The sequence below is a fragment of the Priestia filamentosa genome, from assembly GCF_900177535.1.
Lineage (GTDB): Bacteria > Bacillota > Bacilli > Bacillales > Bacillaceae_H > Bacillus_I > Bacillus_I filamentosa.
On record NZ_FXAJ01000004.1, the window covers coordinates 111,118 to 128,463 of the forward strand.

The 17,346-nt window shown below is 37.7% G+C and carries 14 protein-coding genes; 8 read left to right on the forward strand and 6 right to left on the reverse strand.

The genetic code is table 11. The features are described 5' to 3' along the window. The first annotated feature begins 5 nt into the window (after positions 1-5). The 6 genes from fabG (at position 6) to B9N79_RS16770 (ending at position 13,044) form a co-directional block, all read left to right on the forward strand. The gene (gene fabG, locus B9N79_RS16745) at positions 6-746 is read left to right on the forward strand and encodes a 3-oxoacyl-ACP reductase FabG (RefSeq protein ID WP_048896694.1); all 741 of its coding nucleotides are present in this window, start codon (positions 6-8) and stop codon (positions 744-746) included. A 206-nt stretch (positions 747-952) separates the two neighbouring features. Then, positions 953-4,420: a helicase-exonuclease AddAB subunit AddB gene (addB, locus tag B9N79_RS16750; RefSeq protein ID WP_048896695.1), complete on the forward strand. Its 3,468-nt coding sequence runs from the start codon at positions 953-955 to the stop codon at positions 4,418-4,420. Continuing rightward, positions 4,417-8,127, forward strand: coding sequence for a helicase-exonuclease AddAB subunit AddA (gene addA, locus B9N79_RS16755; RefSeq protein WP_040057172.1), 3,711 nt, complete (start codon positions 4,417-4,419; stop codon positions 8,125-8,127). Before addB ends, addA begins: the two co-directional genes overlap by 4 nt. Positions 8,128-8,172: 45 nt before the next feature. Then, positions 8,173-9,333 carry an exonuclease SbcCD subunit D gene (locus B9N79_RS16760; RefSeq protein ID WP_048896696.1) on the forward strand — a complete coding sequence of 387 codons (1,161 nt, stop codon included), beginning with the start codon at positions 8,173-8,175 and terminating at the stop codon, positions 9,331-9,333. Then, positions 9,330-12,713: an AAA family ATPase gene (locus tag B9N79_RS16765; protein WP_046216712.1), complete on the forward strand. Its 3,384-nt coding sequence runs from the start codon at positions 9,330-9,332 to the stop codon at positions 12,711-12,713. Before B9N79_RS16760 ends, B9N79_RS16765 begins: the two co-directional genes overlap by 4 nt. Positions 12,714-12,735: 22 nt before the next feature. Further along, positions 12,736-13,044, forward strand: coding sequence for an HNH endonuclease (locus tag B9N79_RS16770; protein ID WP_019393883.1), 309 nt, complete (start codon positions 12,736-12,738; stop codon positions 13,042-13,044). Positions 13,045-13,068: 24 nt separating this feature from the next. On the opposite strand, the gene B9N79_RS16775 is transcribed toward B9N79_RS16770, so the two are convergent. From B9N79_RS16775 to B9N79_RS16800, 6 genes are all read right to left on the reverse strand, one after another. After that, positions 13,069-13,290 (reverse strand): spore germination protein, encoded by a 222-nt coding sequence (locus B9N79_RS16775; RefSeq protein ID WP_019393882.1) that lies wholly within the window; start codon positions 13,288-13,290, stop codon positions 13,069-13,071. Position 13,291: 1 nt separating this feature from the next. After that, complete coding sequence (locus B9N79_RS16780; RefSeq protein ID WP_040057169.1) at positions 13,292-13,687, reverse strand: spore germination protein GerPE; 396 nt, start codon at positions 13,685-13,687, stop codon at positions 13,292-13,294. Positions 13,688-13,699: 12 nt separating this feature from the next. Next, positions 13,700-13,876, reverse strand: a complete 177-nt coding sequence (locus B9N79_RS16785) for a spore gernimation protein GerPD (RefSeq protein WP_026009683.1) — start codon at positions 13,874-13,876, stop codon at positions 13,700-13,702. Then, on the reverse strand, positions 13,876-14,487 hold the full coding sequence (gene gerPC, locus B9N79_RS16790) for a spore germination protein GerPC (RefSeq protein ID WP_040057168.1): 612 nt from the start codon (positions 14,485-14,487) through the stop codon (positions 13,876-13,878). The genes B9N79_RS16785 and gerPC overlap by 1 nt, the downstream gene beginning before the upstream one ends. A gap of 84 nt (positions 14,488-14,571) precedes the next feature. Further along, the gene (locus B9N79_RS16795) at positions 14,572-14,811 is read right to left on the reverse strand and encodes a spore germination protein GerPB (protein ID WP_019393878.1); all 240 of its coding nucleotides are present in this window, start codon (positions 14,809-14,811) and stop codon (positions 14,572-14,574) included. Positions 14,812-14,823: 12 nt separating this feature from the next. Beyond that, positions 14,824-15,045, reverse strand: a complete 222-nt coding sequence (locus B9N79_RS16800; RefSeq protein WP_019393877.1) for a spore germination protein — start codon at positions 15,043-15,045, stop codon at positions 14,824-14,826. Positions 15,046-15,221: 176 nt separating this feature from the next. Here B9N79_RS16800 and B9N79_RS16805 point away from each other — a divergent pair, with 176 nt between their 5' ends. After that, the gene (locus tag B9N79_RS16805) at positions 15,222-16,385 is read left to right on the forward strand and encodes a DUF418 domain-containing protein (RefSeq protein WP_040057167.1); all 1,164 of its coding nucleotides are present in this window, start codon (positions 15,222-15,224) and stop codon (positions 16,383-16,385) included. A gap of 55 nt (positions 16,386-16,440) precedes the next feature. After that, complete coding sequence (locus B9N79_RS16810; RefSeq protein WP_040057166.1) at positions 16,441-17,325, forward strand: fumarylacetoacetate hydrolase family protein; 885 nt, start codon at positions 16,441-16,443, stop codon at positions 17,323-17,325. Positions 17,326-17,346: the final 21 nt, after the last annotated feature.

The window sequence follows — 17,346 nt, forward strand, 5'->3', positions numbered from 1 at the left end:
TAAGAATGAGATTAGAAAACAAAGTAGCGATCATTACAGGAGCAGCAAGTGGGTTAGGATTTGAATCAGCCAAGCGTTTTATGGAAGAAGGAGCAAAGGTAGCACTCGCTGATTTTGATGAAAAAGTTGGGAATGAGAGTGTTGAAGAACTTCAAGGAAAAGGCGGTATTGTCGAGTTTTTTAAAGTAGACGTCGCAAACCGTGATTCCGTAGACTCCATGGTAAAAAACGTAGTCGACAAGTTTGGAACAGTGGACATTTTGATTAATAATGCAGGTATTACAAGAGACGCTATGTTAACAAAGATGTCTGTGGAAAATTTTCAGAAAGTTATTGATGTGAACTTAACAGGTGTTTTCCATTGTACTCAAGCTGTTGTGCCATATATGATTGAAAAAGGAAAAGGAAAAATCATTAGCACTTCATCTGTATCAGGGGTGTATGGAAACATTGGGCAAACAAACTACGCTGCATCCAAAGCAGCTGTTGTTGGAATGACCAAAACATGGGCAAAAGAACTTGCTCGAAAAGGAATTAATGTGAATGCTGTTGTGCCTGGATTTATCGCAACAAATATGGTTAAGAGCATGCCCGAAAAGGTCATTAATAATCTTGTGAAAACAATTCCAGCTCAAGAGCTTGGAAAACCTGAAGACATTGCAAATGCGTATCTTTATCTTGCTTCTGATGAAGCAAGATATGTTCACGGAACAGCCCTGCACGTTGATGGTGGGATTATGATGTAGTGGAATTAAAAAAATTGGTTAAGGAAGTGCCTTTTTTAAGGCACTTTTTTTGTTTTAAAATGAAAACAGAAGAAATTGTTAAAGAAAAAAATTCATTCATTAGCAAAAACCGAACGGATGTTTTGTAATGGCTTCGATGTTATAATAAAGAAAAAAAGCCGGTTACAAATTACATAATCAGCTTAGAGGAAGGTAGGAGGAGAACAATGGCACTTCAATTTATAATTGGTCGGTCTGGAAGTGGAAAAACATCGTATTGTTTGGATCAAATTCGTTCAGAGCTCCGTTCAGATCCACTTGGAGATCCTATTATTTACTTAGTTCCGGAACAAATGACGTTCCAATCTGATTACAATCTGATTTCAACTAAAGGATTAGCTGGAATGATTAGAGCGCAAGTATTAAGTTTTACACGTCTCTCGTGGAAAGTATTACAAGAAGTAGGAGGCATGACGCGTTTACATCTTGATGATACAGGAATTCATATGTTGCTTCGTCGGATTATCGAAGAAAAGAGAGAGGAGCTGTCTATTTTTAAAAATGCTGCTGAGAAGCAAGGGTTTGTAGATAAGCTTGAAAGTATGATTATTGAACTTAAAAGATATTGCTTAGAACCAGAAGCGTTAACAGAATTAGTCCAGGAAACAAAAGAGGAGGAAGGGGCACTAGGGGAGAAACTTCAAGACTTGCTTGTCATTTATAAGAGCTTTGAAGAATACTTGTTTACAAAATACGTAGATTCGGAAGACTATTTGCAACTTTTAACAGAAAAGCTTCCTTATTCTTCTTATGTGAAAAATGCAACTGTTTATGTTGATGGCTTTTATACTTTTACTCCTCAAGAGCTTAACATTCTATTTTCTTTAATGAAGGAAGCCAAAGATGTGAAGATTTGTTTAACAGGAGAGAAGGAAAGCTCTTATCTCTTTAGAACAACAGCTGAAACATATCAAACGCTAAAAAACGGAGCAGTTGAAGAAAGCATTGAAATTATGGATTCCCTTGTTTTAAAAGGTGGGGTAAGATACAACGATTCTTCCCCACTTCGTCATCTTGAACAATTTTTTGAGCATCGCCCTGTCCCAACTTTCGAGCAAGAAGTAGACGATATTAAGCTTTTTCCAAGCGCAAATAGGCGAGCTGAAATAGAAGGTGTTGCACGAGAAATACGTAAGATGGTTTCACAAGGAACGTACAGATATCGAGATATTGCTGTTATTATTCGTAATCCAAATGAATACGAAGACACGATAAGAGCGCTTTTTGAAGACTATGACATTCCGCACTTTATTGACCAAAAACGAGCAATGGCCCATCATCCGCTTATCGAGTTAGTGCGTTCAAGCCTTGAGATAGCAGGAGGTTCATGGCGGTATGAACCTATTTTTAGAGCAATTAAAACAGACCTGCTTTTTCCCCTCGACACTTCTCTTAATGAGATAAGAGAAGAGATGGACAAGCTTGAGAACTATGTACTCTCTTATGGTATTCAAGGTTCTAGGTGGACAAGTGAGGAAAAATGGACCTATAGACGTTATCGTTCCCTTGAAGATGTAAAAACAGGACAAACAGACGAAGAAAGAGAGATAGAACAAAAGTTAAATGAATTAAGAGACATTGTTGTTCATCCTATCCATTCATTGCAAAAAAGTTTAAAGAAAGCAAAAACAGGTTTTGAATATGGAAAAGCAATCTATGAGTTTCTTCTTTCTTTAAATATCCCTGAAAAGATGGAGAAGCTTAGAGAAGAAGCAAATGAAAATGGAGACTTACAGCGTGCTGATGAGCATCATCAAGTATGGAAAGCAGTTATTCACTTACTGGATCAATTTGTAGAAATGATGGGAGAACAAAAGCTATCTTTTACACTCTTTAGCTCTATTTTAGATACGGGATTTGATAGCTTGAAATTTGCGCTTGTTCCTCAATCAATTGACCAAGTGATGGCAGCGAACTTTGAGCGTTCTCGTTTAACAAATATAAAAGCTGTTTTCGTTATTGGAGCAAATGACGGGGTTATTCCAGCTCTTCCTGTAGAAGACAGCCTTTTATCAGATTCTGAACGTGAAAACTTGCAGCGGATAGGTGCTTCTCTTGCTCCAAGTACAAGGGATCAGCTTTTTGATGAAGATTTCCTAATTTATCTTGCTTTTGTTTTACCAAAAGAGCGTCTCTACATTAGCTATCCTCTTGCAAACGAAGAAGGGAAAACGTTGCTTCCATCAAGGGTTATCAATCATTTGCGTGAAATGTTCCCGCTTTTAAAGGAAGAGTGGCTTGCAGCAAATCCAGCAGAGCTTTCTGAAGACGATCAGCTTGCTTATATTCAGAGTCCCTATACCTCCCTTGCAAACTTAGCATATCAATTACAAGCGTGGAGGAATGGCTACCCGATTAGCCCAATATGGTGGGATGTTTATAATTATTTTATAAAAGATGAAAATTATCATTTATACAGCCGCCAAGTTTTAAGCAGTTTATTCTATAAAAATGAAGCTAAAATGCTTTCAAAAGGAATTACTAAAAAACTTTATGGCAAAAAAATTAAAACAAGCGTTTCACGTATGGAAAAATTTAATGCATGTCCATACTCTCACTTTGCGGCGCATGGGCTAAAATTAAAAGAACGACGTGTTTTTAAACTCAATGCTCCTGATATCGGTGAACTGTTTCATGGCGCGTTAAAGTTAATCTCAGAGAGATTACAGCATGAAGGAAAAGAGTGGAGTGAGCTTACAAGGCAGGAATGTCAGGAGCTTGCTGCATTTAGCGTTGGCGAGCTTTCCTTAAATTTGCAAAATGAGATTTTATTAAGTTCGTATCGTCATCGGTACTTAAAACGAAAACTTCAGCAAACAGTAGAGCGAGCAACCATTATTTTAAGTGATCATGCAAAAGCAAGCGGATTTGCACCGATCGGACTTGAGCTTGCCTTTGGTCCGAAAGAAACGTTACCATCACTTCCGATTACATTACCAAATGGAACAAAGATGGAACTCGTTGGCCGAATTGACAGGGTCGACAAAGCGATGAGTTCAAAAGGCCTTCTTCTTCGGATTATTGACTATAAATCAAGCGACAGAGATATTGACTTAGTTGAAGTTTATTATGGGCTTTCCCTTCAAATGCTTGCTTATTTAGATGTTGTTATCACGTATGCTGCGAAATGGCTTGGTAAAGAAGCATTGCCAGCAGGTGTCCTTTATTTCCATGTACACAATCCATTTGTGAACAGTACAAAACTTCTTAAAGAAGATGAAATTGAAGAGGAGCTATTCAAAAAGTTCAAGATGAAAGGCCTTCTTCTTGGTGAAGAGGAGTCTATTAAATTAATGGACACAACACTTGAATCAGGCCATTCAAAAATTGTATCAGCAGGTTTGAAGAAGACGGGCGGGTTTTATTCAAATTCTTCTATTGCAAGTGAACAAGAATTTGAGACAATTCGGAACTATATTCGTCAACAATTTGAAGCATCTGGAACAAGTATTACAGAAGGAAAAATCGATATTTCTCCGTACAAATTAAAAGATCGTACGCCGTGTGAGTTTTGCTCTTACAAATCTGTGTGTCAGTTTGACCAAGCATTTGAAGAAAATAGCTACCGAGAGCTTAAGAAAGAGCAAGATAAAATTGTGTTAGAACGTATGAAAGAAGAAGGTGAAACAAAATGACAGATCTAAGAGAGAAGCCAGTAAACAGTCAGTGGACAGATGACCAGTGGAAGGCAATCGTTGCTACTGGTCAAGACACGCTTGTGGCAGCGGCTGCTGGTTCTGGAAAAACAGCTGTTCTAGTTGAGCGTATCATTGGAAAATTGATAGACGAGAGCTCTCCTATTGACGTTGATCAACTTCTAGTTGTAACTTTTACAAATGCATCTGCAGCAGAAATGAAACATCGAATTGGAGAAGCATTGGAGAAAGAGCTAAAAAAAGCTCCATCTTCACTCCATCTTCGTCGTCAGCTGAATTTATTAAACAAGGCTTCCATTTCAACTCTTCATTCGTTCTGTTTGAACGTTATTCGTAATTATTACTATAAGATTGATATTGATCCTGGCTTTCGAATCGCAGATGATACAGAAGCAGAACTTCTACGTGATGAAGCGCTTCAGGAACTTTTTGAGGACTATTACAGCCGTGAAGATAATCTTCAATTTTTAGATGTTGTTGATCGTTATACGAGTGACCGAAGTGATGCTGAAATTCAAGAGATTGTCCGAAAGATGTATGAGTTTTCTCAATCAACTCCGTCACCGGCAATGTTTTTAGATGAACTGCTTTTACAGTATAAAGTAAACGAAAATACGAGAATTAGTGATTTATCATTTATGCCTTTTTTAATGAATGAAGTAAGGAAACAGCTTCATAGTGTTGAAGATTTATTGAATCAAGGATTAGCCTTAACAAAGAAACCAGATGGACCGGCCCCACGAAGTGTAAATTTCGAGGAAGATCTTGAACAGCTTCAAAAAATTCAAAGCGGGGCAGCTTTATCTTTTGAAGAAGCACATGAAGCAATGAGAAATCTAACCTTTTCGCGCTTGAAACCATGCAAAAAAGGAGAATATGATCAAAATCTTGTTGATCAGAGTAGCGATATTCGCAAAGCAGCAAAAGAAAAACTAGAGAAGCTACATTCTGAGTTATTTTCTCGACCACTAACAGCTTATATAGACGATATGCTAGATATGAAGCCTGTTATTGAAGTATTAACAGAGCTCGTAAAGGAATTTAGCAAACGTTATAGTCTTAAAAAACGTGAGAAAGGGCTCGTTGATTTTGGCGACCTTGAACATTATTGTCTTGCTATTTTAACAGAAGAAAGAGATGGAGAAATTGAGCGTTCCGCAATTGCTAAACAGTATGCTTCACAGTTTCATGAAGTCCTTGTTGATGAATATCAAGATACAAATATGGTGCAAGAAACAATCATCAAGCTAGTAACAAGAGACGAAGAGAGTACAGGGAATTTATTTATGGTAGGGGACGTTAAGCAATCTATTTATCGTTTCAGACTTGCTGAGCCATTTCTATTTCTTAATAAATATAAGCGATTTACAAAAGATGGTCGAACAGGTGGATTAAGAATTGATCTTAATAAAAACTTCCGAAGTCGAAGTGAAGTTCTTGATGCTACAAACTATCTCTTCTATCAGATTATGGATGAAGGTGTTGGAGAAATTTCTTATGACAGCGATGCAGAGCTGAAAAAAGGAGCTTCGTATCCGTCAGATGAGAACATGGCAACAGAGCTTCATCTTATTGAAAAGAACGGTGCAGATGTTCCTGTACAGGAGGGGGAATTTTCGACTGAAGAGCTTGAAACCTCTCAGCTTGAAGCACGTTTGATGGCTGGGAAAATTAAAGAGATGGTTCAAAATCGTTTTCAAGTTTACGACGCTAAAAAAGGAATAACAAGAAATGTAACATACCGCGATTTTGTCATTTTACTTCGCTCTATGACATGGGCACCTCAAATCTTAGAAGAATTTAAAGAACAAGGTGTCCCACTTTATGCTAATCTTTCTAAAGGTTATTTTGAAGCAACAGAAGTAACGATTATGCTGTCTCTTTTAAAAGTCATCGATAACCCATATCAAGATATTCCGCTTGCTTCCGTTCTTCGTTCGCCACTTGTACGATTAAATGATGAAGAACTTGCTTCAATTCGCCTTTATGATGAGAAGGGGACGTACTATGAAGCATTAAAAGCGTATCTGAAAGAAGCTTCAGCAGAAGACGAGAAATACAAAGATGTTGAACATTTTTATCACTGTCTTTTGAAATGGAGAAAAGAAGCTCGTCAGCGCCCGCTGTACACATTAATTTGGAATCTGTATAGAGAAACAGGCTTCTTCGAATTTGTCGGTGGATTACCGGGAGGAAAACAAAGACAGGCCAACTTGAATGCCCTTTATGACAGAGCGCGGCAGTATGAATCAACTTCTTTCCGTGGTCTTTTCCGCTTCTTGCGTTTTATTGAACGCATGCAGGAGCGTGGAGATGATTTAGGCACAGCTCGTGCTCTTGGAGAACAGGAAGATGTTGTGCGCCTTATGACTATTCATAGCAGTAAAGGGCTCGAGTTTCCAATCGTTTTTCTAGCGGGAATTGGTCGGTCATTTAACTTAATGGATGTTAATAAATCTTATTTGTTTCATAAAGAGTTAGGATTTGGTTCAAAGCGAATTAACCCTCGCTTGCGTGTAGCATATCCAACCCTTATTCAACAAGCAATGAAACGCAAAATTAGAAGAGAGAGTATTGCAGAAGAAATGCGGGTACTTTATGTTGCTCTTACGCGTGCAAAAGAAAAGCTGATTTTAGTTGGAACAACAAGTGATAAAGAGAAGCTTGTGAACAAATGGGAAAGTGTTTTTTACCATGAGGATGTTCTTTTGCAATCAGCTGTTAGAGAAGAAGCAAAATCCTATCTTGAGTGGATTATCCCTTCGCTCATTCGCCACAGAGATTTTGAGAGCTTTGCGCATAACCAACCAGCTTCAAATCAAGAGCTTTATAACCATCCATCAAAATGGGAACTAAATGTTGTCCCTTCTTTCTCTCTACAGGAAAGTGAAAAAAAGAAAGAAGAAGAAGATAAAGATCTTGTCGAAGCAATCAAAAACAGCCAACAGGTTAAAATACAAAGCCCGTATAGAGAAGAAATTGAGCGACGATTAGGATGGAGGTACGCTTATCAACAAGCTTCTAAAACAAAATCAAAACAATCTGTCTCAGAGCTTAAACGCCAAAGTCAGCTTCTTGATGAAGAAGAACAAACAAAAGGATTTCAAAAGCCTATTACAGAACGTCCACTCTTTTTGCAAGCTAAAAAGTTAACAAGTGCTGAGAAAGGAACGGCTATGCATACAGTTATGCAGCATATTCCGTTAAAAACAGATGTAACTGAAGCTTCTCTTCGTGAACTTTGTTCTTCTTTAATTACAAGAGAAATTTTAACAGAAAAAGAAGCATCATCGATTAATATTAATGGATTACTTGGTTTCTTTGACAGTGAGGTTGGACAGCGTCTGCAGCAGGCTCCTTCTGTTTACCGAGAAATGCCGTTCAGTTTCTCTGCGAAGGCATCAGAGCTTGAACAAAACTGGGAAGGAAAAGAAGAACCCGTGCTTATTCAAGGAATTATTGACTGTTTGTTCAGAGACGAAAAGGGAGTCGTTTTATTAGATTTTAAGACAGATGATATTGCGAACCGTTTTCAAGGCGACTTTGAAAAAGCAAGAGATACACTTCTGAGCAGATATAAAACACAACTGAATCTTTATACACGAGCAGTTGAAGAAATTGGCTCCATCCATATTAGTGAACGATACCTTTATTTCTTTGACGGAGGTCATTTTTTATCATTATAAAAAGAGAAGAGATTTTTCTTCTCTTTTTTCAAAAGGAGTATGAACATGAGAATTTTGCATACAGCAGACTGGCATCTTGGGCGTACATTAGAAGGAAGAAGCCGTCTTGAAGAACAGGAACAGTTCTTAGCTGAATTAGTAGAGGTTGTGAAAGATCAAAAAATTGATGCCATTTTAATGGCAGGAGATGTTTTTGATACAGTAAATCCGCCTGCAACAGCTGAAGGAATGTTTTATGATAGCGTGGCAAAATTGTCACAGCAGGGAGCATGTCCAATCATTACAATAGCAGGGAACCATGACAGTCCAAATCGGTTAAGTGCTTCTTCTCCACTTGCGGGAGTTCAAAACATTCATCTATTTGGCTACCCCGTGAACAATATTGTCAAGGTTCCAGTTGGAGGGGAAATGCTTGAAGTTGCGGCTTTACCGTATCCCTCTGAATCTCGTCTTAACGAACTTCTGTCAGAGAATAGTGATGAAAAAGAGATCAGAAACTCTTATGATGCTAGAATTCAAGGGATTTTCAGCAATCTTGCAAGTCAGTTTACAAAAGGTGCTGTACACATGGCAATGAGCCATATTCATGTTGCAGGGGGAAGTGCTAGTGATTCAGAGCGACCAATTGAAGTTGGAGGAGCATATACAGTAGCGGCAACAAGTTTGCCGGAAGAAGCTCAGTATGTTGCACTTGGACATCTTCATCGCCCGCAAAATGTTGGCAGAGCGAAAACACTTGCCCGTTATTCTGGATCACCTCTTGCCTACAGTTTTTCAGAAGCAGGGTATACGAAGTCCCTATCTATTATTGATGTTGTGCCCTATGGGAAAGCAGAGCTGACAGAAATTCCTATCAACAGCGGGAAACCGCTTGTAAGATGGAAAGCTAAGCATGGAATACAAGAAATTTATCAATGGTTTGAAGAGGGAAAAGATGCTAACGCTTGGATTGACCTTGAAATTCATTTAACAGATGCTCTTTCAATGGAAGAAATCCACCGTTTACGAAAAGAGCATAACGGTATCATTCATATCCGCCCTGTATTTCATTATGAAGAAACACAGTCAGAGGAAGAAAAGGTAAAAGACATTCCGATTGATGAAGCATTCCGTCGATTTTATGAACAACAAACAGGAGGCGGGACTCCTGATAGTCGATTAATGGAGCTGTTTTTAAGCCTTGTTCATGAGGAGGAAGAGGAGTGAAGCCAATAACGTTAAAAATCCAAGGGCTCCACAGCTTTCGCCAGATACAAATGATTCAGTTTGACGAGCTTTGTGAAGGCGGAGTTTTTGGGATTTTCGGACCAACTGGAAGTGGAAAATCTTCGATATTAGATGCAATGACGCTTGCTTTGTACGGGAAAGTAGAAAGAGCAGCAAATAATACGCACGGTATTTTAAATCATGGAGAAGATGAGCTTAAAGTCGCGTTCACTTTTTGCTTGGAAAATGCAGAAGGCATGCAAACGTATACTGTTGAACGAAATTTCAAGCGAAGTGACGAGTGGAGAGTAAAGTCAACAACAAGTCGCCTTATTGAAGAAGGAGACGAACGAGTTGTTTTGGCAGACAAAATGAATGATGTCAATCAGTATATCAACTCCTTATTAGGTCTTACGATTGATGACTTTACACGAGCTGTAGTACTTCCACAAGGAAAGTTTGCTGAATTTCTGTCTTTAAAGGGAGCAGAACGTCGTCAAATGCTTCAAAGATTATTTAATTTAGAGAAATATGGAGACGAGCTTCTTCAGAAAATTAAGCGAAACCTTACAAATGCGAAACATGAACTTGATAAAATTTTAGCAGCACAAGCAGAACTTGGAGGAGCCACCGTTGAAAATGTAAAAGAAGCTGAACAAGAAGTGAAAAGTTGTGAACTTTTGCTTCAAAAGAGAGAACAAGAGCTTTTACATATTCAAAAGGAATATGAACACAAGCAAAAACTATGGGAATGGCAGAAAGAGAAAGAAGAGAATGAAGCAAAGTTAAAAGAGCTTAAAGAGGAAGAACCGGAGATAAAGAATTGTGAAGAGCATTTAAGTAAAGCGCTCAAAGCAGAGAGTTTGCGTCCGTATTTAGAAGAATGTGAAAATCTATTTTTACAGAAGCAAACAGCGGAAAAACAAAAAAATCAACGGGCAGGAAAATTAGAAGAAGTAAATCAAAAAGCAGCCTTGGCCAAAGAGGAATATGAACGAGCAAATAAAGAGCGAGAGCAAAGAGAACCTCTACTTCTTGCTCAACGCGAGAAGTATCAATATGCGGAAGAGCTAAATAAAGACGTTACAACTCTATCTGAAACAGTAAAGAACGCTCGCAAGCAACATGAGGAACTTTTGGAATCAGGAAGAGGTATTAAAGAGCAGTTTCAAAAGAGAGAAAGTTTATATAAGCGTGGAAAAGCAAAACAAAAAGAGCTGATGGAAGAACGAGAGAGGCTTAGTGTGTCTCCTTCTTATCGAATTAAAGTGCAATATGCTGTTCAAGAAAGTCGGGATATTGATAGCCTCAAGGTGCAACATGAAGAAAAAAAAGAACAGCATAATCAAATGAAGAAGAATCTTCAGCAGCTAGAACTTGAAATGAAGAGTTCTATAGAAAGCGAACAAAAAGTGAAAAAGCAGGCGATAGAGCAGTACGATCTTCTGCAACATACCTATAATCTTGTTTGTGAGCGAGAACGTGAAATTGAACGATTTATTGCTAGCGGGGAACACAAAATTGAGGAAATGCAGAGAAAGGTAGAAGAAGCAAATAAACAAAAGCTTGCATTAACACTTTCTGCACACCTTCATGATGGTAAGCCTTGTCCTGTATGTGGATCAACGACACATCCTTTACCAGCAACAGGAGAAGAGATGGAGGTAACTGATGGAAGAGAGATTGATTTATTAAGAAAAAACTTATCAAATTTACAAGAACGTAAATATATTTGTTCCTCCTTGAAATTAAAGCTTGAGCCGCTTGCTGAGAAATTACTTGACTGTTTTGGGGAGTTTGAACAAACCGAGCAAGAAGATATTCCGCCGCTTCTTACGAAAGATGAAACGTTAAAAGCTTGTATTGTAAAATTGCAAACAGAACTAAAAGGGCTTGAGCAAGATTATATTGGTCAAAAAGAGAAAATTGATCGCCTCGTAAAAATCGCAGGGGATGTCAGCGAGAAGAAGAATAAGCTATTGTTTGAGTCTGAGCAACAAAACAAGATGTTAATGGAACAAGCAAATTTTGTTCAGCAAATAGAAGAAGAAATGACTAAGGCGCAAAAAGAATGGCAAGAACGTTACAAAGAATTTGAGATTACTAGCATTTCAGCTATTCAACAACAACTTGAGCGTAACGATCAAAAACTGGCTGAGCTTAATGAGCGAATTGAAAAAAGTGTAGAATACCTGGAGGAAACAGAAAAAGCATTGGAGAAATTGCGTGAAGAGTGGAATGTTCACGAGCGAAAGGAAGTTGAGTTTTTCTCATTCTTGCAGAACAAAAAAGCGTCACTTTTAGAACAGCAGCAACGCTTAATACAAATCATTGGAGAAAATTCGCTAGAAGAGCTTCTTAATGGCATAAATAAAGAGATCCATTCTTTAAAAGAAAGAGAAGACGAAACATTGAAAAGGTGGCACCTTTTTAATAATGAACATCAAGAAGTAAAAGCTTCATATGAATCAATAGTCTCCTCACTCGCAGAGTTAAATGAACGATATGAAGAGAAAGAAAGTAAATGGAAAGCTAAGAGAAATAGCTCAGGCTTTCATTCTGATATAGATGTAAAAGAAATGTTAATAACAGAGGCGCAACAGCAGAAGATTCGTGAAGACGTAGAAGCATTTTGGGACAAACTAAAGAGCATCACAATAGCATTAGAAAATGTTACAAAATTGCTTGATAATCAAAGTATCACAGAACAATCTTTTAAAGAGACATCTTCTATTTTGGCTGATTTAAAGGAAAGTGTGAAAGAAGCAACAACAGAACTAGGTTCAGCAAGAGCTCTTTTAAAAGATTTGCAAGTAAGAAATGAACGATTGGGAAGTTTGGAAAAAGAGAGAGAAAAGATACAAGAAGAGCTCTCTCAGTATCAGAAGCTTCAAAGCGTATTTAAAGGAAATGCTTTTATTGAGTATATGGCTCAAGAGCAGCTTATTGCAATTAGCCGAGATGCATCAGAGCGATTAGGGTTTTTAACAAGACAGAGATATGCTCTTGAAGTAGATTCACAAGGAGGATTTGTTATTCGAGATGATGCCAACGGGGGAGTGAAGCGACCGATTTCAAGCTTGTCTGGTGGAGAGACATTTTTAACTTCTCTATCTTTAGCGCTTTCTCTTTCTGCAGGTATTCAGCTTCGAGGAGAATATCCATTGCAGTTCTTTTTCCTTGATGAAGGGTTCGGTACACTTGATAGCGAGCTTCTTGATACAGTTATTACAGCACTCGAAAAGCTTCAATCTAATGATCTTTCAATTGGAATCATTAGTCATGTTCAAGAGCTGCGTGCACGTCTGCCTAAGCGCCTTATTGTTGAGAAAGCAGATGATCTTGGCAATGGTACAAAAGTGAAAATCGAAACGCTTTAAAGGAGAAAGGAGCAGATATGGTGTGGCAAAATCAAAAGAAGAGCGACGAATTGGTCGATGTGAGCTTTGTGGAAGAGATGATGTTTATACAACTGTTCATCATTTAACTCCAAAGGAAATGGGAGGCACATTTGAACCAACAGCAAACCTTTGTATTCCTTGTCACAAGCAAATTCACGCTCTTTATACAAATGACGAGCTAGCAGTTCGATTGAATACAATTTCTGACTTACAGCAGGATGAAAAGATTAGTAAGTTTATTAAGTGGATTAGAAAGCAGCCGTCATCACGCCTCCCAAGAACACGCAAGTCTAATAGTAGAAAAGCATAAAAACAGGCCGTTGAGGCCTGTTTTTTATGCATTTCCTGCTACAGTTTGGTCTGCAATATCCGGGTCGAACGTATTTGTAGCAGATCCGCCTGTGTTTGTGTTAATAAGGTTTCCTGTATTTCCAGATCCTGATCCATAAGCAACTTTTGAAGTGTCTTTAGGTGAAACATAAAAGGTATCTCCAAATGTAACAACGCCACCGCCGCCAATGCTTACAATTTGTACAGGTCCAACAAGTGCTGGCATGCTATCCCTCCTCTCTTTCTTCCTGCTCTTTCTCTCGACGATCACTTAGAAGCTGTCTAACATGTTTAACACGTGAATAACATTTTATATCATTTGTTGAGCCAATTTGAACAACAGAAGAAGTAGAAGCTCCAGTCACCCGAACAGATCCAACATGAATTATATTAGATTCGTTATATTTTACCGTTGGAATTCGTTTTAAAGTTAGTAGAGGATAGCTTCGTTTAAAAAGGGTATAATCATTAAAATTTCCTTCCCTACCCAAAAAAAGTTCTGCTTCACGTTGTATAGCGATTACTTTTGCCGAAGATCTAATATGTGCTGAATCTCCGATGTTAAAAATCGAGCTAGATGTTAAGGAATTCATTCGAAACCAATCTACTTTTGAAGTACGCATACTTTTTCTCCTTTATTGTAAAGAAAGAGGAACATAAGGACCGATAATAAGAGACTCTGGAGGTGTATCATAGGCAGAGGAAAGAGCTATGCTTTCAGTATCTCCAATCAAAAATACAGAGGAGGTAGATACACCAAGTACATGAACATTTCCAACAAGTAAGTCTCTATTTACAACCGTATAATTCATCATTTTTCTGCTCCTTTAAATGATTGAGGGAGATGTGTTAAAAAGGCATCGATTCCCCGTTTCATATCCTGAGTAATTTGAGTTTTTATACTTTCTTTTTTCTCTTCTCTTGGTTGCTCATCACCTCGTTGCTGTAGATGGAAAAGAATCCGTTCTTCAAGCTGCTTCTTTATATCTTCTGTAATGAAATCATAATAGGACTCATGTAAGTTGATTCCTTTCTCCCTAGCAAGGTCACGAATCCAATCATGGCCGTTTCCTTCTAATAAGGTGAGCGTCTCTTCATAAATTTCATCGCCTAACTCTTTTATATTTACATTCCGATTTGGTGGAGTTAAGTCACTCTGACTAATGTGGAAATCTTCAATCTGATGATCAGGAGAAAGTGGATTAAGTCCTATATTTAGCGTTCCTTCCAGTGTTTCAATTTTGAGTTGATCAAACTTGTATTCAATTCTGTCAATTTTAGTTGAAGGGGCCTCTTTTAACGAATTCATCTGTTTTTGGAGGGTTCCTATAGCTTGCTCAAGCTGCAAAATTCGCTGATTCTGTTGTTGAATTTGGGCCTGAAGTTGGTGGATATACGTTTGCGTCGTTCCTCCGTATTGCATAAAGAATCTCCTCCATTTCATATGAGTAAGCTGCTTTTATACATTATGCATGTGCCCAAAAGATGTGAAGGAGTTCTTCTCAATTCATACGTTCTTTTTTCTTCCTAAATTAAGAGGGACGCTTGGTGCTTCTGGCTCAACAAGATTTGTGGTCTCACCTGGTTTTACTGTTTCAGGAGCTTTCTCCGTGAAGCCACCTGTATTGTAAAGCTGCGCAAGAGAACGAATCATTCCAGCGCTTCCAATTTGAAAGACAGAAGAGTTACTAACGCTCGCAACCCGAATCGAATGGATGCAAATGCTTTGATTTACATAAAAATTCATACCTTCACCTCATTAAGCATTGGCAGCTATAGGTTGATCAATAAAGTCTTGATCCTGCGTATTCGTTGAACTGATTTTATTGTTAATCACCAATCCATCTCCAGTGCTAAAAGATCCTGCTCCAGCAAATGTTTTAGAATTTGCTGAAGGTGCGATCGTATAAACGTCTCCAATATGAAAAATACTTGCTGTTCCAACACTATTTACACTAACTGCTCCAACAATAGCTGGCATAAAAACACCCTTTGATTTTGAGTTATAGTGTATCGTATGTTAGGACGAAATATAAGGTGATAGCCTATTTATCCTTTTGTAATTGGAATAAATTTCTGACCTCTTTAAAGCTGATGATCTATGAAGTTTCAGCTATAATGGATGGCTAAGAGAGAAATGAATAAGGAAGTGAGAAAATGAATGGAATAAAAGACGAAAGAATAGCAACTGTTGACCTTTTGAGAGGGTTCGCTCTTTTAGGTATTCTACTTGTCAACATGCCTGGATTTTATTCACCTTCTATCTATATGGACTCCTTTGAAGATACACACTCAAAAATATATATGGCTATAGATATTTTAGGGCAGGGAAGTTTCTATCCTATTTTCGCTACTTTATTTGGTTTTGGATTCATGAAAATATTTCAAACTGCCTTTAAGAATAATGCTGCTTTTACTCCTTTACTTTTAAGAAGGTTATTTTTACTTTTGTGTATCGGATGTGTACATGCTTTTGTTATTTGGTATGGGGATATTTTAATTTTATATGCTGTGTGCGGTTTTTTTCTTCTTTTTTTTCAAGAAGCAAGAGGGAGAACTTTTCTTTATTGGGGAGGAGCTTTATTTATTATTCCAAGTATCATCATGATTCTTCTTCTTATCGTTGCTTCGTTCTCAAAAGCAGAGTCAAATGCTGTTGGCGTTGTGCAGCCGCTTATTGATAGTTCTATAAATGCATATAGAGATGGAAGCATTGCTGAGATTTTCTCTCAGCGGTTCCTTGATTGGTATTATATCAATAACATAGGGACGTTCCCGCTTCTGTTCTTATCTGTTTTTCCTTTCTTTCTCATCGGAGCCTTTTTAGCAAAAGAAAAAGGGTTTGAACGTATAAAGGAAAACGTTCTTTTCATTAAATATGTATGTATGGTATGCTTTTTTGCTTTCCTACTTTTTAAGGTTCTTCCGTATTTGATTGGATTTAACGTCGCTACAGACTTTATGCAAGACAGCGTTGGTGGACCTTTAGGAGCCATCTTTTATATTACGCTGTTTATGCTGTATGGTGAAAAAATACCGCGGTTTATCGCGCAACCTTTACAATCAGCAGGAAGAATGGCACTCACAAATTATATGGCTCAATCTGTTGTATGTACGCTCCTATTTTATAATTATGGATTAGGTTTTTATGGTGACATAACAGTTATGCAAGGCGTTCTGTTAGCCCTTGGTTTCTTTGTTGTTCAATGCATTGGAAGTTCTATTATCCTGAAGAGATACTCTAGAGGTCCTTTGGAACACCTTCTGCGCTCCTTCACATATCGAGGAATGAAAAATGAAAAAAACGCAGTTGAAAAGTAGGAATATAGAAAGAAAGAGCGAATTGTTTAAAAGGTAGAAAGAGGAGGAATAAAAAATGAAATTTGTGACAGCTAGACTACATGATGATGAATTTATTGGCATGATCCAAGGAGAGAAAGTAATTCATATAAATAAAATTGCCAAAGAGCGTTTTCAGACAGATATTCCAACAAATATGATTTCATTTATTGAGCATTTTCATTATTTTGAGCATATTATTAAGGAAATTATCGAAGAAAAAGGGCACGATGCTTTTTCATATTCCATAGAGGAAACAGAGCTTCTTGCTCCAATTCCAAGACCGAGTAAAAATGTATTTTGTGTTGGAAAGAACTATCGTGATCATGCTATTGAAATGGGAAGTGAACAAGATATCCCGACGAACCTTATGATGTTTTCAAAGGCACCAACAGCTGTAGTAGGCCCTGATGCACCTATTTTACGTCATGAAGATGTAACAGATGAATTAGATTATGAGGGAGAGCTTGCTGTTATTATCGGAAAAAAAGGAAAAGCAATTTCTAAAGCTGATGCTCTTCATCACGTTTTTGGTTATACCATTTTGAATGATATTACAGCACGGGATTTGCAGTCAAAACATAAACAGTTTCTAATTGGAAAGAGTTTGGATACTTCGTGTCCGATGGGACCTTTTATTGTGCATAAATCAGAAATTGAGAATGCAGCGAATTTACATATTGAAACGAGAGTAAATGGAGAAATAAGACAAGATGGCAATACGGAACAGTTTATTTTTCCAATTGAAGAAATTATTGAAACATTATCAAAAGGAACAACACTTGAACCTGGCGACATTATTGCTACAGGAACGCCTGCTGGAGTTGGAAAAGGGTTTAATCCACCAATATTTCTATCTTCAGGAGACATCATTGAAATAACAGTTGAAGGTATTGGGACATTAAGAAATAAAGTGCAGTAACCAAAAAAGATCGTAAGAATT